The sequence below is a fragment of the Bartonella taylorii genome, from assembly GCF_023920105.1.
Classification (GTDB): Bacteria; Pseudomonadota; Alphaproteobacteria; order Rhizobiales; family Rhizobiaceae; genus Bartonella; species Bartonella taylorii.
In genome coordinates, this window is sequence record NZ_CP083693.1 from 279,311 (window position 1) to 299,920 (window position 20,610).

General features: G+C 38.6%; 19 protein-coding genes and 1 tRNA gene. 7 read left to right on the plus strand and 13 right to left on the minus strand.

The annotated features are described in order from the left end of the window. Positions 1 to 13 precede the first annotated feature (13 nt). The 10 genes from LBE40_RS01105 to rpmH form a co-directional block, all read right to left on the minus strand. Complete coding sequence (locus tag LBE40_RS01105; RefSeq protein ID WP_004859731.1) at positions 14 to 1,234, minus strand: MFS transporter; 1,221 nt, start codon at positions 1,232 to 1,234, stop codon at positions 14 to 16. Next, a complete protein-coding gene (locus LBE40_RS01110; RefSeq protein ID WP_004859729.1) occupies positions 1,231 to 2,295 on the minus strand; it encodes a HesA/MoeB/ThiF family protein in 1,065 nt (354 codons plus the stop codon). Before LBE40_RS01110 ends, LBE40_RS01105 begins: the two co-directional genes overlap by 4 nt. Before the next feature lie 495 nt (positions 2,296 to 2,790). Then, positions 2,791 to 2,875 (minus strand) — tRNA-Leu (locus LBE40_RS01115). Between the two features lie 112 nt (positions 2,876 to 2,987). Continuing rightward, positions 2,988 to 3,608, minus strand: a complete 621-nt coding sequence (locus LBE40_RS01120; RefSeq protein ID WP_004859727.1) for a 2,3-bisphosphoglycerate-dependent phosphoglycerate mutase — start codon at positions 3,606 to 3,608, stop codon at positions 2,988 to 2,990. A gap of 28 nt (positions 3,609 to 3,636) precedes the next feature. Further along, positions 3,637 to 4,449, minus strand: coding sequence for a 4-hydroxy-tetrahydrodipicolinate reductase (gene dapB, locus LBE40_RS01125; protein ID WP_004859725.1), 813 nt, complete (start codon positions 4,447 to 4,449; stop codon positions 3,637 to 3,639). 573 nt (positions 4,450 to 5,022) lie between these two features. Then, a complete protein-coding gene (locus LBE40_RS01130; protein WP_004859723.1) occupies positions 5,023 to 5,715 on the minus strand; it encodes a glutathione S-transferase family protein in 693 nt (230 codons plus the stop codon). Positions 5,716 to 5,854: 139 nt separating this feature from the next. Beyond that, positions 5,855 to 6,502, minus strand: a complete 648-nt coding sequence (gene yihA, locus LBE40_RS01135; RefSeq protein WP_004859722.1) for a ribosome biogenesis GTP-binding protein YihA/YsxC — start codon at positions 6,500 to 6,502, stop codon at positions 5,855 to 5,857. Next, complete coding sequence (yidC, locus tag LBE40_RS01140; protein WP_004859719.1) at positions 6,499 to 8,337, minus strand: membrane protein insertase YidC; 1,839 nt, start codon at positions 8,335 to 8,337, stop codon at positions 6,499 to 6,501. The genes yihA and yidC overlap by 4 nt, the downstream gene beginning before the upstream one ends. Then, positions 8,327 to 8,719 carry a ribonuclease P protein component gene (rnpA, locus tag LBE40_RS01145; RefSeq protein WP_004859717.1) on the minus strand — a complete coding sequence of 131 codons (393 nt, stop codon included), beginning with the start codon at positions 8,717 to 8,719 and terminating at the stop codon, positions 8,327 to 8,329. Before rnpA ends, yidC begins: the two co-directional genes overlap by 11 nt. A gap of 119 nt (positions 8,720 to 8,838) precedes the next feature. Beyond that, positions 8,839 to 8,973 carry a 50S ribosomal protein L34 gene (gene rpmH / locus LBE40_RS01150; protein ID WP_005864709.1) on the minus strand — a complete coding sequence of 45 codons (135 nt, stop codon included), beginning with the start codon at positions 8,971 to 8,973 and terminating at the stop codon, positions 8,839 to 8,841. A 602-nt stretch (positions 8,974 to 9,575) separates the two neighbouring features. On the opposite strand from rpmH, the gene LBE40_RS01155 reads away from it, so the two are divergent. The 5 genes from LBE40_RS01155 (at position 9,576) to LBE40_RS01175 (ending at position 13,909) form a co-directional block, all read left to right on the plus strand. Then, a complete protein-coding gene (locus LBE40_RS01155; protein ID WP_252615214.1) occupies positions 9,576 to 10,652 on the plus strand; it encodes an Mrp/NBP35 family ATP-binding protein in 1,077 nt (358 codons plus the stop codon). Positions 10,653 to 11,440: 788 nt separating this feature from the next. Next, a complete protein-coding gene (rsmI, locus tag LBE40_RS01160; protein ID WP_004859712.1) occupies positions 11,441 to 12,325 on the plus strand; it encodes a 16S rRNA (cytidine(1402)-2'-O)-methyltransferase in 885 nt (294 codons plus the stop codon). A 16-nt stretch (positions 12,326 to 12,341) separates the two neighbouring features. Beyond that, positions 12,342 to 12,710 (plus strand): YraN family protein, encoded by a 369-nt coding sequence (locus LBE40_RS01165; protein WP_196792894.1) that lies wholly within the window; start codon positions 12,342 to 12,344, stop codon positions 12,708 to 12,710. A gap of 106 nt (positions 12,711 to 12,816) precedes the next feature. After that, positions 12,817 to 13,062, plus strand: a complete 246-nt coding sequence (locus LBE40_RS01170; RefSeq protein WP_004859707.1) for a hypothetical protein — start codon at positions 12,817 to 12,819, stop codon at positions 13,060 to 13,062. A 55-nt stretch (positions 13,063 to 13,117) separates the two neighbouring features. Further along, a complete protein-coding gene (locus LBE40_RS01175) occupies positions 13,118 to 13,909 on the plus strand; it encodes a pyrroline-5-carboxylate reductase (protein ID WP_004859704.1) in 792 nt (263 codons plus the stop codon). Between the two features lie 901 nt (positions 13,910 to 14,810). Here LBE40_RS01175 and LBE40_RS01180 read toward each other — a convergent pair. From LBE40_RS01180 to LBE40_RS01190, 3 genes are read right to left on the minus strand one after another with little or no spacing between them, the layout of a single operon-like run. Continuing rightward, entirely contained in the window at positions 14,811 to 16,472 is a 1,662-nt protein-coding gene (locus tag LBE40_RS01180; RefSeq protein WP_004859701.1) for an electron transfer flavoprotein-ubiquinone oxidoreductase, read from the minus strand. A 3-nt stretch (positions 16,473 to 16,475) separates the two neighbouring features. Then, entirely contained in the window at positions 16,476 to 17,396 is a 921-nt protein-coding gene (locus tag LBE40_RS01185; RefSeq protein WP_004859699.1) for an electron transfer flavoprotein subunit alpha/FixB family protein, read from the minus strand. A 52-nt stretch (positions 17,397 to 17,448) separates the two neighbouring features. Then, entirely contained in the window at positions 17,449 to 18,195 is a 747-nt protein-coding gene (locus LBE40_RS01190) for an electron transfer flavoprotein subunit beta/FixA family protein (protein ID WP_004859697.1), read from the minus strand. 506 nt (positions 18,196 to 18,701) lie between these two features. On the opposite strand from LBE40_RS01190, the gene LBE40_RS01195 reads away from it, so the two are divergent. Next, positions 18,702 to 19,529, plus strand: coding sequence for a hypothetical protein (locus tag LBE40_RS01195; RefSeq protein ID WP_040296936.1), 828 nt, complete (start codon positions 18,702 to 18,704; stop codon positions 19,527 to 19,529). Between the two features lie 160 nt (positions 19,530 to 19,689). Then, a complete protein-coding gene (locus LBE40_RS01200) occupies positions 19,690 to 20,610 on the plus strand; it encodes a sulfite exporter TauE/SafE family protein (protein ID WP_004859693.1) in 921 nt (306 codons plus the stop codon).

Here is a 20,610-nt window from a genome sequence, read left to right on the forward strand (position 1 = left end):
TATGGTTTTCTTCTCATATAGATTTGCGAGAGAGCGTCATCCATCTCATGATAACCAAACCACACATGAAAAAAGTCACGGTTGGTAATATAAGATAATAAGAAGGTGACACTTTTGCAGGAAGAAGAGAGATAACGCTTAACACTGCGATTGAAAATATTCTTCCGCTGAAGGATACAGCGCCAACAACACCGGAAATATGCTGAGTTTGTTTTTGGGTAAGCTCTGAAAAAAACAAACTTTTTGCGCCTATCGGTACAGTGCAAATGAAACCATGAATTAACGAAAACGCGATGATTGATGCAGTGGTTTGATTGCTATGGACGAAAAAATAAAGCGCTATGCACATAAGGGCAGAAAAAAAGGAAAAATATTTTACAGAATTCTTATATTTTTTATCAAAGACGTGATATTTAGACATCAGTAAATTAGAAAAATATTGCGCTGAGAAGGCTCCGATATGGCAGCACATTAATATTAACATCTGTGAGCCATTGAGTTGATTTATTTTTCCCCCTGAGAGTATTATCGGTTGCCAGAAGTGATAGATAATCTGAATACCAGCGCTGAAAAGGCACATCAGAAAAACAAACCATGCTCCTCCCACGGTGTTTTGAAATATCCAGAGCGTTTCTTTAACATTTTGTAGGATGGTTTTTGTTTTTGTCCCTTCACTTTTTGATTTCGTCTCTTCAGGAACAATAAGAAATACAAAGAGAAGTACTCCCATCATCAGGCACGAGATGATATATCCCATGAAATATTGCTGCGAGTAATATATCGTTGCAATTCCTACTATACCACTCATAACGCTTCCGAAGGAATTTACTTGGTGAGAAAGATGCGCATAATGCGAAAAAAGATCCTGTTTGTTGCCTAAAGAATGGTAAATCCATCCGTCAATGGCGCTGACAATAAGGCAAATTCCTGCTGCATAGAAGATCTGTGAAATGATAAGTGCTGTCATATTGGGGGCTTGAAGACAGAGAATGTAAAACAACCCAGTCATGAAAACTCCAGCTGTGACCGAGTATTTACGCCGATATTTGTCAGCCAAAACAGCACAGGGAAAATCAAGAAGTAAGACGGTTCCTGAAAAGGTGATTTGTAGCAGAGCCAATTGGGATAGGCTAACACCCATAGACATCAAAAAAATGGCGTGATAAACACCGATCAACATCCGTACTGCGTGGTAGGATCCATAGGTTACAGCGAGTGTTCGGGGTCTGTTCATTGTTTTGTTCCACAGACTTTGCAGTGAGGATTCTTTTTTAAGGAACGCTCTTCTGTGAAAAGTTTGCTGCTCCATATCCCTACACGGCGATTAGTGGAAAGTAGATCACCATAACCACCCAAAAATTTAAGCGCATCATTGGCGCACATTGAAGCTGAAAGAGCATTCACGGGGGGAAAGGTGGCGACTTTAAAGTTATTATTGATAGCAGCACAAGCCTCATAGATTAAGTGGTCACTTTTTGGGGGGAGATTTCCTATGGACGAGCTGCATGCGTAGCAGCCAGTTTGTCCAGGTATGTAAAAAGGGCCAAAAACAGCTATATCATTGACATAGCCGGAATTTATATAGGCTTGTTTATTTTGGACGCACCATTCATTTATCCATGGTACCAGTTGATCAGGTGTATCAGCAGAAATGATCCATAAATCAGCTGTGGGTAATTTTTTGATATCTTCTTTCGTAGTGATCGATATTTGTAATTCATGAACTTCTATTTTGCTGTTTCTCCGCATCAATTCACGTCGAAGAACAGTTGTTTTCGGAAGCCCTATATCTTCTTCAGTAAAGAGAATTTGTCTGGTAAGGTTGGTCATCTCAATCACATCATTATCAATAAGAATTAATTTCCCTACACCAGAAGTAGCCAGCATTGCTGATACATGATTACCAATCCCGCCACATCCTAAAATGACGACCACTTTTTGTGATAGGGTGTGCTGAACGGAGTTTGGATTCATACCGTAACTTTGATAGTGGAGATGACTTCTGGAATACCGATTATTGAAGATATTTTCTGATGTTTCAGCCAAAACAAGAAAATGGTTAGAAAAAAGAAAGTCAAATGAGCGGTTAAAGTTTTCTCTTAACATGGTTGACGATAGCGAATGGTAAGCTTCTTCTATCGTTTTTTTCTCGATCCATTGTGCGGCGAGAAGTACCAAACTCTCCCAGTGTTTTCGATCATTGATAATAAATTGTTTTGAGCCTGCACCAAAAATTACATCCTTCTCACGGACAACAACACGTGTGTATTTTCCTAAAATATATTGCTGTTCCACACTTCCCCCCACATTTATTCATTGGTTTAACTTTTACCTGAAAAGTAATTTCAGGTAAAAGAATTTTTTATTAATTAATTACAACCCATATGATCCATGATCTTCCCCCCTTAATTTCTATGTTTCCATTATTTGCCACGAATGTGACAGAGGCGGGTTATGTCGAAACAGCATTATTGTAAATACATTTTTATGATAGAGGATGCATATTTTTATAAAAATAGTAATAAGGGTATGCTTTATATAAGTCAGCTTTAGTATGTAAGTATATTGATGAACAATGAGTGCTTCTTAGGTACATATTGATAGACAGTTGTTAATCGTTTTGATTGAATTCTTTACGATAAGAAAGCTATTGTATGCCAGTAATAGACTAATAGATGTGGCTAAAAAACGGGGTATATCTGTGCATTTTTATTTTCTATAGAAATTGGCAACTTTCTTTACCTTAAAAAGATATACAAAATCGATAAGGAAATGTAACATAAATACATTTGGTGCCCAAAAGAGGACTCGAACCTCCACGCCTTGCGGCACAGGTACCTGAAACCTGCGCGTCTACCAATTCCGCCATCTGGGCTTAAGATTCATCTAAGCTTGTGAAACAGCTCTGTCAATAAAATTATAAAATTTATTTTTCAGCTCAAAATTATTGCGTTAAACTGCTTATGTCCACTACGATTTTTAGAAATTTAAGGTGTGATGATTGTCTTTGATAAAATTGTTGAGTCAGAATTAAATGTATAAATAATAGGAATACCGGTTGCTAATTCTTGAGAGATAATTTCCTCACCATTTAAACCTTCAAGTGCCATAATAAGAGCACGAAGAGTGTTACCGTGTGCTGCGACCAAAACAGTTTTAGAGCGCAAAATATGCGGTTGGATATGGTAAAGATAGTAAGGCCAAACGCGTGCACCAGTATCGCGTAGGCTTTCTCCATTAGGGGGAGCAATCGTATAAGAGCGGCGCCATATTTGCACTTGCTCTTCTCCCCATTGGTGACGGACCTCATCTTTATTTAAACCAGCAAGATCACCATAATTTCGCTCATTCAATGCTGGATTTTTTATCAATTGTAAATCGGATTGTTCCATCTGCTCTAAAATGTGTTGCGCCGTTTTTTGCGCGCGCTGTAAGGCAGATGTATAAGCAATATCAAATTTTAAACCAGCTTCTTTAAGTTTCTTCCCTGCAGCTATTGCTTCAGCATGACCTTTTTTTGTCAAATCGGGATCTTTCCAACCGGTAAAAAGGTTTTTGAGATTCCATTCACTTTGTCCGTGACGGATAAGTACAAGTGTGCGTCCCATTATGAATTTCCTACATTACATTGACTGTTTAAAATTCATCGTTCAATCCCAAAACGTCAAGCATTGAATAAAGACCATTTTCGTGATTCTTTGCCCATAAAGCTGCTTTTAATGCACCATTGGCAAAAATAGAGCGTTCTTGCGCTGTGTGTGAAAAAACGATACGCTCATTTTGGCCGGCAAAAGTGACACTATGGTCGCCAACAACCGTTCCACCCCGTGAACAGGCAAAGCCTATTGCGCCTTTTTTGCGTTTACCTATATGGCCACTGCGTTCACTCACACTCACATTTTTAAGCGTAATATCACGACCTTCTGCTGCTGCTTTCCCAAGAAGAAGAGCTGTTCCTGAAGGGGCATCAACTTTATTAGCGTGATGCATTTCGTAAATTTCAATATCAAAATCATCAGGTTCTAATGCTTTGGCAGCTCTCTTTACAAAGTTCGCTAACAAATTTATCCCAAGGCTCATATTGCCGGATTTGACAATAGTTGTATATTTCGCAAAATCTGCAATTTTTTCTTCTTCTGTTTTGCTAAATCCCGTTGTGCCAATAATATGGGCAAGACCTTTTTGAGCAGCATAGTTGGCGTAGAGAATACTGGCTTGTGGCTGTGAAAAATCTAAAATACCTTCAGTATGAGAAAAGGCATTTTCAGGATCATCCGTGATCTGAATGCCAAGAGGGTTTGAACCAATCAATGTGCCAGCATCTTTGTTTACAAAAGGTGATCCTTTGCGCACAAGCACAGCACAAAGCTCTATATCTTTTCTATCTTGGATAGCTGCAATGAGCTCGCGCCCCATTTTTCCATTAGCACCAACAACTGTAAGGCGCATATTTTTCTCCTTATAACTTTACTTTTTAAGTATAGGCAAATTCTCTCTCTCTTTCCAACGGTTCTTTATTCTCTATAGAAAAAATTTTACTTCTTTAGTTGTGTAAAGAAATTGCTAGTTTATAGAAGTGCATGATAACATGATAAAAGGAGTTTTTGTTTTCATTATAGAGTAAACAATGTAGAATGTTACGCAATACGTTTTTTCATATGTATTGGGCAGAATGGAGGATTACAAGTTGGCACCATCATTCTATTTTTCAGCTCTCAATACTGCCACAGTTTTTGCATTTAAACAATTCATTAAGAGGCATTTTAAATTCTTTCTGAAATGATTTTTATTTGCACGCTAATCCTGCTTGTAATGTGTAAGAAAACATTTTTTGATTCATCATAAGATAGGGCGAAAATAAGAAAATATCCTTGTATTTGGAAGATTTCCAATTGTAAAATGATGAACTGTCTTTATAAGTCAATCCCTTACATGGCGTATAAAAATGCATAAGATTTTGTTGGTGCAGAGGCATATTTCTCTGAGATCTTTAATATCACTTCTATTTGTCGGGAAATGTGTTTAGAAGTCAAGATCCGCATAATGAGGACTTGCTACAATTCCTCGGATGCGATCTGTTAAAAGAGAGCGAAAAGAAGGTCGCGATTTCATCCTCATATACCAGTCTTTTGCGGCGGGGGATTGTTCCCAGTCAATCTCCCCCAGAAAATCAAGTACAGAAACAGATGCTGCGGCTGCTAGATCCGCATAAGATAATGCAGAGCCGACTAACCAGTCACGAGATGCACAGAGCCAATTGAGATAGTTCATATGTGGTAAAATGTTGGCGCGCGCATTGCGTAAAATTTGTGAATTGGGAGCACCACCACCAATGGCTAGCGGCATTTCGCGTTTATAGATTCGTTCTCGTACAATATGGCGTGCTGCTTCATTTTCAAATTTATTTAAAAACCAGTCATTGAGGCGGCGCACCTCGGCACGGTCTAAAGGGTTTGCTGGAAAGAATTTGTTCTCTTGTCGTAAACTCCCATGTGTTTCATCTAAATATTCGTAGATTACAAAGGCTCCTGATAATGGAACTTCATGTTCATCAAGAAGAACAGGGACATGACCAGCTGGATTCAATGCGAGGAATTCATGCCTTCTTGCCCATTCATGTTCTTCAATCAGTTGAGTGCTTACACCATATTCACCAAGAATGAGGCGTATAAATCGAGAGGCAGAAGATAGAGGAGAATGAAAAAGTGTCAGCATAATCTACACTATCAAATAGAGTTGATGAGATTTTTTTCAAGTAATAAGAATTTTTATAAAGGTGCTTTACTAGAAGTACAAGATTATTAGTAAAAGCTCACAATTATGTTTAATAAACTTCTAATAAAAGGAATATGTTCTATGCTGTGATTGCTTGTAAAATGGCAGCACGCAATTCTTCCAAACCTAATGCTTTTTCTGAAGATGTCACAAGAATTTCAGGATATGCTGCTGGATGTTTGAGCAGCTTTGTTTTTGTGGTTATTATTAATTTTTCAAGGACGTTCGATTTTATTTTATCACTTTTCGTTAAAACAATTTGATAAGAGACGGCTGCTTTATCAAGAAGATCTAGAACATCTGCATCATTTTTTTTGATTCCATGACGTGAATCAATCAAGACATAAACACGTTTTAGTGTTGTGCGTCCCCGCAAATAGTTAAAAATCAACTCTGTCCACGCATCAACCAGATTTTTAGGAGCTTCGGCAAAACCATAACCTGGCATATCTACGAGCGCTATAGGGGGGAGATCTCCTAGTTGTCCACTGAAGCCATCGGGGACAAAGTAATTAAGTTCTTGAGTTCGCCCTGGTGTATTTGAGGTACGCGCCAAGCTTTTTTGTTGGACGAGTGCGTTGATTAAAGATGATTTCCCAACATTGGAACGTCCCGCAAATGCGATTTCTGGTGGTCCTTCTGGTGGAAGAAAGCGTAATGCAGGTACACCACGAATAAAAACCCACTTGCGAGAAAAAATTCCAAAAAGAGACGAACACTTTGTCATTCATGCACTTCTTTTTTGGGTGATTTTCGCCACAAGGCTTTAAGATTATCAAAAAGCTCAATTTTAGCTCCTTGACGTTTCATCATGATGCCTTGCTGAATCATTGATAATATATTGTTCCATGCCCAGTAGATGACAAGACCAACAGGGAAGGAAGCAAGCATAAAAGTAAAGATGATTGGCATCCACGCAAAGATCATAGCTTGTGTTTGGTCTTGAGGGGCTGGGTTCATACGCATTTGTAAAAACATCGTTATTCCCATAATCAAAGGCCATGCACCAAGCATAAGAAACGTTGGAGTTGTGTACGGTAAAAGGCCAAATAGATTAAAAAGGGAAGTTGGATCGGGTGCTGCTAAATCTTGAATCCAACCAAAGAAAGGTGCATGCCGCATTTCGATGGTGATATAGAGAACTTTATAAAGAGCAAAAAATATTGGAAATTGAACCAACATCGGCCAACAGCCTGCAAGAGGATTGATTTTTTGGTTTTTATATAGTTCTATAATTGCTTGTTGTTGTTTGGTTCTGTCATCTGGATATTTTTCTTTTATTTCTAACAACATCGGTTGTATAAGCTTCATGCGCGCCATAGATTTATAGGACTTATTTGCTAGCGGGAAGAGAAGCGTTTTTAAGAGCACCGTGACAAGAAGAATGGCAATACCAAAATTGCCTGTTTGCTTATAAAGAAGGTCAATAAGAGAAAACATTGGTTTGGTGATGAAATCAAACCAGCCCCAATCGATTAAAAGAGCAAATTTTTTAATTTTCAAGTCATTTTGATAGTGATTAATGATTTCAACTTGTTTTGCACCAGCAAAAAGGTGATTTGTAACGGTTTTTGTTTCATTTGGAGCAATAGTTAAAAGCGATCCTAGCAAGTCAGACTGATAATGTGTTTGCAAGCGATCAAAATAAATAAAGCGGCTTGTATATTCTTTATCTTGTGGGGGAATGACCGCTACAGCCCAATATTTATCGGTAATACCAATCCAACCTCCTGTTACTTTGGAGAAAGCTATGCTTTTTTGGCCATTATCAGGATTTGGATCAAGCTCCGCTAAGTTTTTGTATTTCTCAGTTTTAAGTGAATCACCTGCAATGCCTATCATGCCTTCATGAAGCAGGTAGGTTGCATTTGTATGTTCTGGTGGAGCTGCGCGTGCAACGCGAGCATAGGACGAGAGATATATCGGTTTATCCCCTTCATTGCTGATAGAATCCTCAATGGTAAACATGTAGTGATCATCAACAGAAAGAATACGGCGGAAAATTTGTCCTTGTCCGTTATTATAAATTAAAGTGACCGGTGTTGAAGGGGTCAGTGTTGTATTGTTTCCCTCTATTTGCCATTGTGTATCAGATTGTGGCAAGGCTTCTTTTGACAAAGACGGACTGGTAAAACCAAATTCAGCAAGGTAGGTCGTTGTGAATCCCTTTGGGTTCAACAAAGCAATTTCCGGTGATTTCTTCTCTACTGTCAGGCGATATTTTTTGAGGAGAAGATCATCAAACTGTGCACCAACAAGATTAATAGAACCTTCAAGTTCACTGGTTTTTATGGCAATACGATTTGTTTTGGCTAATACAGCATTCCGGACTTCAGGAGTCATTTTGTGATCAATTACAGATGCTGCTCCGTGCGTTTGTGCTGCGTCAGAAAAATTTGGAGTAGGAGTAGAAAGTGCTGACTGTTGTTTTGACAAGTGCTGTGCGATGATTTGTTGTTTTTCTAATTCAGCCTGTTTGGGAACAACATGAAGAAATTGCCATGCGATAAGCACACCAAAAGACAACCCAATGGCGATAAAGAAATTGCGGTTATATTCCATTCGTACACCCCTGTTGCCGTTTTTGATGTTTTGTTTTTGGTTTTATCCGTCGGTTTAATTCATTGATCAAAGATGCAAAAGGTGCATGAAGCACATCAGGACGCGCCACAATGACATAATCTGTTCCTGCCTCCATGTTTTCTGTTAAACCAACCCTTACTGCTTCGCGTAGACGTCTTTTGATACGATTGCGTTTGACAGCATTGCCGTTTCTACGTGTAACCGTGAAACCTACGCGCGCAACAAGCGGAGATTTTATTTCTGCTGTTTGCTCATGGGATTTAACTTCGAGCAAAAATAAAGGACCGCGTCGTTTTTCTCCTGTGCGTACAGCCAAAAAATCCGATCTTTTGCGAATACGGCAGGGGTGTTTTTTCTTCATAAAGAGCGTTTTGCAATTTTGCTAAATGCCTGCAAAAGCAGGCACTAAAGGTTTACAACGAAAGCTTCACAACAAAAAAGAATAAGTAATATTCAATTGCTGTGAAAATTTATAAATGATTAAGCAGATAACCGCTTACGCCCACGCGCACGCCTTGCGGCGATAACTTTACGGCCACCAGCTGTTGCCATACGTGCACGAAACCCATGGCGGCGTTTACGGACAAGTTTAGAGGGTTGGTAAGTACGTTTCATTTATTTAAATACCGCGGAGTGCGGCCCTTCTTAATTTTATGGGCAATTATGCGCTAGATGAACAATCTCACCTTATCATATAGCTGCTTACACATAAGGAAAAATATAAAAAAAGTCAATCTTAGATTATTTTTCTATCTTTATTAAAACACAAAAAACTCTACGGTAGATGTGTATTTTATTCGTAACATTCTAAAATTTAAGAAAAATAATAATTGGTAATAGCCCAGTTTACAGTTATCTCTTTTATAATACAAGTGAATACTCAAGACGTTAAAGGAGTAAATAAAGAATCGTCGCTTGTTATTTTATGATTGTAGCAAAGTGTATTTTTTAACATAAAAAGTGTGTTCAGTTTTGCCTCTTAAAGGCTTTTATAGAAACATTCGTAAAGTGTTTGCATGAAACATGTTTGATAGGATTTTGTACTAGATTTTATGCTCGAGGTTTTTATTGAGACTGGTTTCCTGTTTTATAGAGATAAAGTGTAATATATTTACATTTTATAATCCTTATAAAGTGGAAAACTTCAGGTGGTTAAGTTGAAGTGTTTTTGGTCATTATTGCTATATTTTCTGGCATTTCTATAGAGAGGAAAGAGCATGAATCCTATTACAAGCGAGGTTATCCGCAGTGCGTTACATAAAGTCAAAGGACCGGATTTTGAAAGCGATATTGTATCATTGGGGCTTGTTTCAGAAATATTGGTTGCTCATGGTAAGGTTTTCTTTTCCATTACAGTTCCAGATGGACGTGTGCAAGAATGGGAATCGCTGCGCCGTGTTGCTGAAGAAGTGGTATGTGCTTTGGATGGGGTTGAATCTGTTGTTGTTACACTTACGGCAGAAAAAAAATCGAAGGTATCTTCACATTTTCTTGCGTCAAAACGTAGAGCAAAGGTATTGCCTGTAAAAACGCCGATAGAAGGTGTGCGCCATGTGATTGCGGTTGCTTCTGGAAAGGGAGGGGTTGGCAAATCTACAATGGCGATAAATATTGCTTTAGCTTTACAGGATTCTGGTTTCAAAACAGGTTTGATGGATGCGGATATTTATGGTCCATCTTTGCCACGTTTGACAGGACTTGTTAACCAAAAACCACAGCTTATTGGCGAGAAAAAACTTCAACCTCTTGAAAAATTCGGACTTAAATTGATGTCGATGGGTTTTTTGGTTGAGGAAGAAAAACCAGTGGTATGGCGTGGCCCTATGGTAATGGCGGCTGTGACGCAATTGCTCAGAGATGTTTTATGGGAACCTCTTGATGTTTTGGTGGTGGATATGCCACCAGGTACAGGGGATGCACAATTGACACTTGCTCAACAAGTGCAGTTAACGGGTGCGTTGGTTGTTTCTACTCCACAGGAGCTTGCCTTGGTTGATGCACGTAAAGCGATAGAAATGTTTATGAAAGTCGATGTTCCTATTTTAGGACTCATTGAAAATATGAGTTATTTTATTGCTCCTGATACGCGAAAACGCTACGATATTTTTGGTTATGGTGGCACGCGTGCAGAAGCAGAACGCCGAGGGGTACCTTTCTTAGCAGAAGTGCCACTTGATGCGGCTTTGCGGTCTTCCTCAGATGGCGGTGTACCTATCTTTATCGCTAAGCCTGATGAGGAGCATGCCAAACTTTATCGTGCGATTGTTGATCAAGTGAAAGACAAATTTTGTTAGATTTACGTTTTTCTTAGAGAGTTTTCTAGGACACAATATTAAAAAACATAAATAGCTGTTTTTATGGGAATTGCATTCCATGAATGTCTCATTTTTGGGTTAGATCTTTTAGATGTGAAATGGGCAAAAAACTAATCATACGGTGAGCGATAATTTTGTTTTTATAAAAAAGCTGTCAGTTGTTTTTTTGCTAATGGGATGAAAGATCTCATTTGAGTGCGAAAAACACGGTTTTTTTATACGAAGTTGTTGAATATTGATCATAGCGTTGCAAAATGAGATGTTGCGGTACGGATAGTTCATGTTATCTAAAAATGATACATACAGTTGTTGCTGTTGCTAGTAAGTGATTCATTTTTACTTGGGGTAAAGATTTGAACATCGATAAATGAGGCTGATTTTAAAAATGCCGGTTATAGAGGTTATCGGGAGAATTTAACTCTTAAAAAAGATTGAATAAGCTCGCAATGTGGGAATGAGTAGAATTATTTCTTCGGTTCTTGAGTAAAGGTTTTGCGGAAAATTATTGGGACTGATGTGGTTATTGGTAACGCTGGGAGTTCATTCTATTGAAGGGGATAATAATGAACAAAAAGGGGGTATGATATCAAAAAAGCATGGATGATGGTACAAGCTATCTTGTTGTGTTACGAGCAATTATTCGAGTGAGTGATCTTTTGGCAGTGGCAAAGAAAATTTTGCAGAAAGAAATCATTGATGATTACAGATAAAAGTTTTTGTTTAGAGCTTGTGAAGAGGGGATATTTGATTATGAAAGAAAGGTATGTGTGAAAAAAACATATTTTATAGGTGCTCATGCTTATTGTGCACCCGTCATAGAACCAGGGCTTTATCTTGTGGCAACGCCTATCGGAAATCTTGCAGATATCACTCTTCGTGCTTTGCAAATACTTGCAGGTGTTGATATTTTAGCGTGTGAGGATACGCGGGTGACCCGTGTTTTGTTAGAACGCTATGGTATTCAGAAAAAACCATTTGTTTATCATGAACATAATGCGCAGAAAGCAGGGGTGAAGTTATTAGCAGCTTTAGCAGAAAATAAAACTGTAGCGCTTGTCTCAGATGCTGGGACACCGCTTATTTCTGATCCTGGATTTCGATTGGTAGAAGAAGCACGCAAAGCTGGTCACAAAATCGTTCCAATTCCTGGGGCATCAGCACTTTTAGCTGCTCTTGTTGCAACGGGGCTTCCTACAGATAGTTTTTTCTTTGCTGGTTTTTTGAGTGCGCGAAAGGTACAGCGTCAAAAGCGGTTGGAGCAATTAAGAGCTATTCCCGCGACGTTGGTTTTTTATGAATCACCCCATCGTCTTGTCGAGACTTTACGGGATATGGTCTCTTTTTTTTCGGCTGATCGTCCTGCCGCAATTTGTCGTGAATTAACAAAAAAGTTTGAAACAGTAGATGTTTCTCATTTAGGAAATTTGTTAGAAAATTACAGTAAGCAAGCGCATATTCGTGGGGAAATTGTTGTGCTTGTTGGGGAAGCACTTGCCTCCTTGGAAGTGATGAGTGATCAAGAAATTGATGAGATGTTATTAGAATTGGCGTGCACACATTCTGCGGCTCAAGCGGCTGCTTTGGCGGCAAAGAAAACTGGCTTAAAAAAGCAGGAACTTTTTCAGCGGTTGAATTTTTTAAAAGATGTGTAAAATGATGAGGAAAAGCATACAAAAAGAACGTAGGAAAAAGTCTTTTTATAGGGGTGTTCGTGCAGAAAAATGGGCTGCTTGGTGGTTACGTTTTAAAGGGTTTCACATTGCTGAAATTCGTTTTAAAACAAAGTGCGGTGAAATTGATTTAATTGCGCGGCGTGGAAATCTTGTTTTAATCGTTGAGGTAAAAGCGCGTTCAACATTGGCTGAAGCAATGGCGGCGGTTTCTCGGGTGAATGAGAGGCGCATTGAGGCAGCAGCTGATATTTGGTTAGCACGACAAAAAGATCGTGCTCTTTTATGTTTACGCTTTGACTTGATTGCAATTTTACCGTGGTGTTGGCCGCAGCATATTCCAGCATTTTTTACGTCTGGTAAATAAGAGTTTTTATATCATTTTAACCATGGTAGATGGAAAATATTTCGTTTTTATGAGCACATGGGATAAAAAAGTGCTTAACAGTTTGAGCACTATGAGGAGTGAAATAATGGATGATTATGAAAAGTTTGCAACGGGTTTGTTGATTGTTTTTGGAGCACTTATTATTGGTGGTCTCATGGCAATGCATATTGCACTCATGAATAAGCCAGGTTTTTTATTTGCATTAGCAGCTGCTGTCGTTGGTTGGTTTTCTGCTTTTGCAGTTATTTTTGATAAGCCCAAAGTTTATTTGGGATTGATTATTCTTGCTATGTTGTGTGTTGCTTCCTCAATTAGTATTTACGTTAGTTAAAATGCGTGAAGCGCTGGTTGAGTTCTCTTTAAAATTATGAGGATAAGGAAAAGAAATGAAAATTGGCTTTTTGGGAACGGGTAAAATCAGTACCTCAATGATTGAGGGTTTAATGATGAGCGCTTTTGACGTTTCTTCCATTATTGTTTCTCCCCGCAATGCACAAAGTGCAGAGCGCCTTTCACACAATTATGATAAGGTTATTATTGCTGAAAACAATCAAGCATTGCTGGATTTTAGTGATTGTGTTTTTCTTTGTTTGCCCAACCAAATTGCAGAAGAAGTTTTGCGTTCTCTTCGTTTTCATCCAGAACAGCTTGTCATTTCCGTGCTTGCCATGGCAAAAGCAGCAGAAGTTGAAGAGTGGATCAACCATAAGGTTTATCGTGCTGTTCCGCTTCCTTTTGTGGCAGAATGTAAAAATTTGACGCCCATTTATCCTGATCATCCATTTTTGCGTATTTTGTTTGATGCGTTGGGAGGAACATTGGTGTTGGATGCAGAAGAGCAGTTTAATCTTTTTATGACAGCAGGTTCACTCATGGGGGTTTATTTTAATTTTATAGAAACAGCACACCAATGGTTTGTGACACAGGGGTTGGAAAAACAACAATCAGCAGATTTTCTTGCCATGATGTTTGGAAATCTTACGGATGAAATGCGCAAAACTATAGCAGCCGATTGTTCAAAACTTCTTGATTTTTCTCTGCTTGAGAAAGAGTTTTCAACGAAGGGGGGAACAAACGAGCTGTTGTCAAACTGTTTTTCTCGTCAAGGGGGAAGGAGTGCTTTAATAACGGCTCTTGAGACCACTTTGCAAAAAATAAACGTTCCGTTTACACATTAAAATGCTGGATTAATATGTTCTTTCTGGTCTTAATGAGAGTGGTATTGGTGTGCTCGTTTAGATTTATGTGAACATATACATATTTTAAAACCAAAACAGATTGATATTCAGAATTTTTCTACAGTGATAAGTTAATTTATAAAGATAATTTATCGTTCGTAACTTGAATGAGAACACTGAATACAGCACGCTTCTCTTCTTTTAATTTCTCTTTTCATGAACCAAAAAAACGTTTGTTTTTATATGTTATAGAGAGGATCAACATATGGGTACAGATCATTTAAGAAGGGAGTAAATATGCTCCTTTATAAACAAATTTTATACAGGAGTAGGTGCAACATTTTGTGCTGGCAAATAGAATGGTGATGCCTGTTTGTGCTTTCATAAACGCAAAGATGATAGTGCCTGATGGATCTTATATTATACTGTTCATGGAGGAGGGTGAAAATAGGTTTTGGGAGTTATGAGAAACATCTCTTTGAAACAGTTGCGTGAATGCGTAGCGTAAAATGGTGTGTTGTTCATTACGAGGGACGTGAATCCAGTAAAGAAAAGAGAAAAGCAAAAGCGTGTGGTGTTGTGCAATCTTCATTCTTTAAAAGATATTGCTGTGGATGTTTTTGAAGGTCGGAGAACTGAATTAAAGAAGATGATGAAGATGCACAATGGGTTGCGTCTTTACGAGCAGAATGTTCCCACTATATTAGTCTTTGTTTTGTCATTGATAGATAAAAAATTTTAAATAACCGTTATGTTATAGATATTTCTGATGAAAAAAATGATGCGGTAGTAAGAGAGTTTTTGATTGTGGGAGTAGTGATAGAACACATTCTACATTGTGCAAAAACTCGTGCCTTAAAAGTATCGGATAGGATTTTTATTTTAGTAGAATGAACAATGATTACATATTGAGATAAAGTGGTCCCTCATTGCCTTGCGGACAGGTCCAATTGATATTTTGGTTTGGGTCTTTGATATCGCAGGTTTTACAATGTATGCAGTTTGAAGCATTGATAACATAAGTTTCTTGATCATTATGGTCTAGCCATTCGTAGACAGCTGCGGGGCAATAGCGTGTCGAGGGCCCTCCATAGATTGCATATTCGGAGTTTTTTTGTTTTTTTAATGAGGCTACTTTTAAATGGCAAGGTTGGTTTTCTTCATGATGTGTATGAGAAAGTGCGACACTAGAAAGACGATCAAAGGTTACAATACCATCTGGTTTTGGATAAGCAATGGGTTGAAATTTTTCTGCTGGTTCGAGACATTCATAATCTGCTTTTGTGTGAGAGAGTGTTTTAAATAAGGAAAATCCAAATAATTGTTGCCACCACAGATCAAAGCCGGCAAGCTTAATTCCGTATTTTGTGCCGAATTTTTCCCAGAGTGGTTTCGCGTTGCGTACTTTATAAAGATCTTTTCCAATGGGACCTTTTCGCCAATGTTCTTCGATTTCTTTGACTTCATCATGGGCGCGGCCTTGAGCAAGAGCGGTAGCGATTTTATCGGCTGCTAATATACCAGATAGGATGGCATTGTGAGATCCTTTGATACGGGGGACATTGACAAAACCAGCAGAACAGCCAATAAGCGCTCCACCGGGAAAGGTAAGTTTTGGTACAGATTGCCAACCGCCTTCGCTGATGACGCGTGCACCATAAGAAAGGCGCTTTGCACCTTTGAAAATTTCATAAAGTTGAGGGTGTGTTTTAAAACGTTGAAACTCTTCGAAGGGAGAAATATAAGGATTTTTATAATCTAAGTGCACAACAAAACCGGCAGAAACTAAGTTGTTTTCTTGGTGATAAAGAAAACCGCCACCACCGGTACGATTGTCTAAGGGCCAACCGGTAAAATGTTGAACTAAACCAAGTTTGTGTTTTTGTGGATCAACTTCCCAAAGTTCTTTGAGACCGAGACCAAACTTTTGTGGTTCACGGTTTTTACTAAGATCAAATTTCTGTATTAGTTGTTTTGCAATGGAGCCACGCGCGCCTTCTGCGACTAGGGTATATTTTGCTAGTAAGGCCATACCTGGCATGTAATTTTTCCCAGGGGTCCCATTCTTTTCAAGCCCCATATCACCTGTGAGAACACCAATGATAGCTCCATTATCGTTTTGAATGATTTCTGTTATGGCAAAACCAGGATAGATTTCGACGCCGAGCGCTTCGGCTTTTTTGCTTAACCAACGGCAAACATTTCCGAGCGAAACGATATAGCATCCATCATTTGATAAGATTTTTGGGCGCAAAATATTGGGAAATACTGTGGCGTTTTTGGGCTTTAGAAGAAAAAACTGATCACTGGTGACAGGTGTTTTGAAAGGATGATCGTTTTCATTTCTCCATTCTGGCAAGAGTGTATCAATGCCGATAGGGTCAACAACTGCTCCAGACAGGATATGTGCACCAACTTCAGTGCCTTTTTCAACGATTGTGACAGAAAGTTCGGGATTAATCTGTTTGAGACGAATTGCGGCAGAAAGTCCTGCAGGTCCAGCTCCGATAATTACTATGTCAAATTCCATAGTTTCACGTTGGTGATGCACAGATGCATTCATGGCTTATAAAGCTTTCTCCAACTCAGGAATAATTTGATGAAGATCGCCTATGAGGGCGTAATCAGCAATTTGCATGATAGGGGCTTCAGCATCTTTGTTAATAGCTACAATAACTTGCGCATCCATTATGCCGGCTAAATGTTGGATTGCACCGGAAATACCGACAGCAATATAGAGTTCTGGAGCAACAACTTTGCCTGTTTGTCCAATTTGCCAGTCATTAGGAGCATAGCCTGCGTCCACTGCTGCGCGGCTAGCACCTAAAGCAGCTTTTAGTTTGTTTGCAAGGGGGAGAAGGAGTGCCATAAATTGCTCTTGTGAGCCAAGACCACGTCCGCCTGATATAATAACACGTGCGCAGGTGAGATCAGGGCGATCACTTTTGTTGGTTTCTGCTTTTATGAAAGAAGAAAGGTTTGGATTGGGAGCTGGTGTTATCGTTTTAATGGGAGCAGTGTTATTTTGGAAAGGGGCTGGTATGAAAGAGGCTGTACGGACTGTAATAACTTTTTGGCGATCAGTGGTGCGTACAGTTTCAAGTGCATTTCCTGCATAGATTGGTCGTTTAAAGGTATCGGGGGCAATAACCGCGATAATGTCTGAGATTTGCATAAGATCAAGAAGAGCAGCTACGCGTGGCATTACATTTTTACCAGTACTGGTAGATGCAGCCATGATCACATCATAATTATTCGCATATTTGACAATTGTATTTGCCATAGGTTCAGCGAGTTGATGTGCTAAATAATCAGCTTCAGCAACAAGAATTTGCCGTATACCAGCGAGCTTGGAACTGTTTTCGGCAATCTTTTGAACCTTTGTTCCACAAACCAAAATATCAATATTATCGCTGATTGCTTGCGCTGCGGTGAGTGCTTTTGCAGTTTCCTCTATATTATGTTCGGCCAATAAAAGAATTGCCATAAGTTTTTGCCCTTTTATACAGTGTTGTTTTTGATCTATTTGTTATCGAATATTAAATGCGATTTGTTTGTTTTAGCGCATTGACTAGTTCTGCTACATTAGCCACTTTGACACCGGATTGACGGGCTTTGGGCTCTTCAACGCTAAGGAGTGTTAAGCGTGCTTTTGTATCTACGCCAAGGTTGGCAAGTGCTTTTTGTTCAATGAGCTTCTTTCTTGCCTTCATAATATTGGGCAGAGAAGTATAACGTGGTTCATTTAACCGTAGATCAGCAGTCATCACGATGGGGAGGGGTAGACAAAGAGTTTGTGTGCCATTATCTACTTCACGGATAACAGTCGCGTGCCCATTTTCTATGTTTAGATGCGAAGCAAAAGTTGCTTGCCCCCAACCAAGAAGCGCTGCTAACATTTGTCCGGTTTGGTTGCTATCATCATCAATGGCTTGTTTTCCTAAAAAGACTATATCTGGTTTTTCATCATGAACAATGACCTTGAGAATTTTAGCAATTGCTAGGGGTTCAAGTGTCTGCTCTGTTGTTACAAGGAGTGCGCGATCGGCACCCATTGCAAGCCCTGTTCGTAAGGTTTCCTGTGCGGCTTCAGGTCCAATTGAAACAAGAACAACTTCTGAAATTTTTCCAGATTCTTTCTGGCGAATTGCTTCTTCCACGGCGATTTCATCAAAAGGGTTCATAGACATCTTTACGTGAGATAGATCAAGGCCTGTGCCATCAGGTTTGACGCGTATTTTGATGTTATAATCAACAACACGTTTGACAGCGACAATTATTTTCATGATGATCCTCTTTGTTTGTATGATCAAAAGTTTATCCTAATAATCATAAGAAACCAAATCGTTTAGAACTGAATTTCACTTATAATTGGTTTTCTCATTATATAAGCTTTCTTGCATTTATTTGTACTCTTATCATCGTGTCCAATCTATATTTGGCTTTTTTTGCACTTCAATAATTGTCTTCTTTGTTTGAACAAAAAGTAAAAAATCAGTGTGTTATGAGAGTATTCTTTCTTTAGGTTCGTATGCTTGCTTTGTAACGGATATCAGAGGTCTTTTATGTAATGGCAAAAAAGTAAAAAAAGCAAAAATGGAGGAGAGGCTTTTCAATTTAAATCTTGAAAGCAGGAAAATTAAAGTTCACTCTTTTAAAGATTTTTGGCAATGTTTTGGAAATTCTTAAAGCTCTATTTACTAAAATAGAGCACACTTTCCATTCATTTGTGCGATTCTTTGCAAAAAATTAATGAGGCGTAGCATTTGCAATACAGTGAGGGGTAGTGTTTTTGAATACGAAGAGTCATATTATAGAGCAAATTAAGCATGAAAAACCCTCTTTTTTTGCTATTGAGCAAAAGGAGACGGTGGGCACGCCTACTGAAGTGACGATGTCGGATATTGCTAAAAAATTGCGCTTGGTTCATGCACAAATGCAGATGAAGCATTCACCGCGTCATTTGACATTACAAAGCTCTGTGGAAGAGAGTTTTAAATCTTACTTGGATGATATTAGTCGGGCAATTTTGGCAGAGTATTATATACGTCGCCAAAAAGAAAAAAAGCTGTTTGAGCATTTAGAGCAGATAAAAACGCTTGTTCAGAGTTTGCATAGCGAAAAAAAAAGCTTAGAACAAGCAGCAGTAACACGGTATATGTCTCGTTCAAAATCGTTTGATTCTGTTGTACAGCATCTTGCTCATATGAAATGTGAGGAAAGCCAAGAATGCGCGTCGCTCCAAAAGGTACAAAATTTTTCGGAACAAAATAGCATAACTCCAATCCAAACAAATATTGAAAATACATTGCAACAGGGGAATAGAAGCTCTTCACCAATAGAGGATATGAAGTCTTCTTCAAAAGAGGCTGAGGAGTTTGTGGAGAATTCTGTAATAGAAGAAAGGCGCTCTGCTGTTCAAGCATCTGGTCGTTGCATTGAAAATGATCAATCTTCTTCATTGAAAGCGGAGTCTCTGGGAATTTCCTTTTTTTTATGTTATCCTATTAAAAAATTTCTTCTTTGTTTTTTAATCATTGCATTTATGGCAGCGATGACGTTATGCTTTTATGGCTTTTTAAAAGGAGTTCATTTTTTTAATTTTATGATGTTAGGTTAAGTGATGTGTAGTAGGTTGCACATTCATAATTTTGCAAAAACGTGTGTAGCATCTAAACTTGTTCTTTTAAACGTGCAACAAAGATTATTGAAGAGGGGAGTTGATTAAAGAGAAGCTCTCGAATTATCTAAAAATTCAAATTATCTTGAAGGTTCTGTAAGTGAGTATTTATTTACCAATTGCTGAAATGTCACTCAACATGCTGATCTTGATTGGTATGGGAGTTGTTGCTGGTTTTTTTTCAGGCCTTTTTGGAATTGGTGGTGGTTTTCTCATCACGCCTTTATTGATTTTTTATAATATTCCTCCTGCTATTGCTGTTGCAACAGGGGCTAATCAGATGATTGCATCATCTGTAACTGGGGCGATTACACATTTTAGAAGACGTACTCTTGATATAAAACTTGGTATTTTTTTAGTGATTGGAGGAGGGATTGGCTCTCTAATCGGGATTCAGATTTTTTCTGTTCTGAAAAAATTAGGGCAATTAGATCTCATGATTTCGCTTCTTTATGTGATTCTTCTTGGGAGTGTAGGAAGTCTGATGATTATTGAAAGTTGGCGTGATATGGTGCGTCAACGCACAGCACAAAAAGTCAATGTTCGTCTTGCAGGTAGACATAATTGGATCCATCGCTTGCCGTTGAAAATGCGTTTTCGGACATCAATGATATATGTTAGCATCATTCCAGTTTTAGGAATTGGTCTTATTGTTGGTTTATTGTCTTCTATTATGGGGATTGGTGGGGGATTCTTTATGATACCAGCATTGATTTATCTTATGCGTGTCCCAACTCGTGTGGTGATTGGAACTTCACTTTTTCAAATTACATTTGTCTCTTCTTTTACCACAGTTTTACAAAGTGTAAGTAATCAGTCAGTTGATATTGTTTTGGCTTTTTTACTGATGCTTGGCGGAAGTATTGGTGCACAATATGGAACACGCACTGGACGAAAATTACAGGCTGAACAATTGCGCATGGCGCTTGCATTTTTGGTGTTGATTGTATGTATGCGTCTTGCTTTTCAATTATTTGTACGCCCTGATAATCTTTTCTCTCTGGATATTCTGATGAGATAA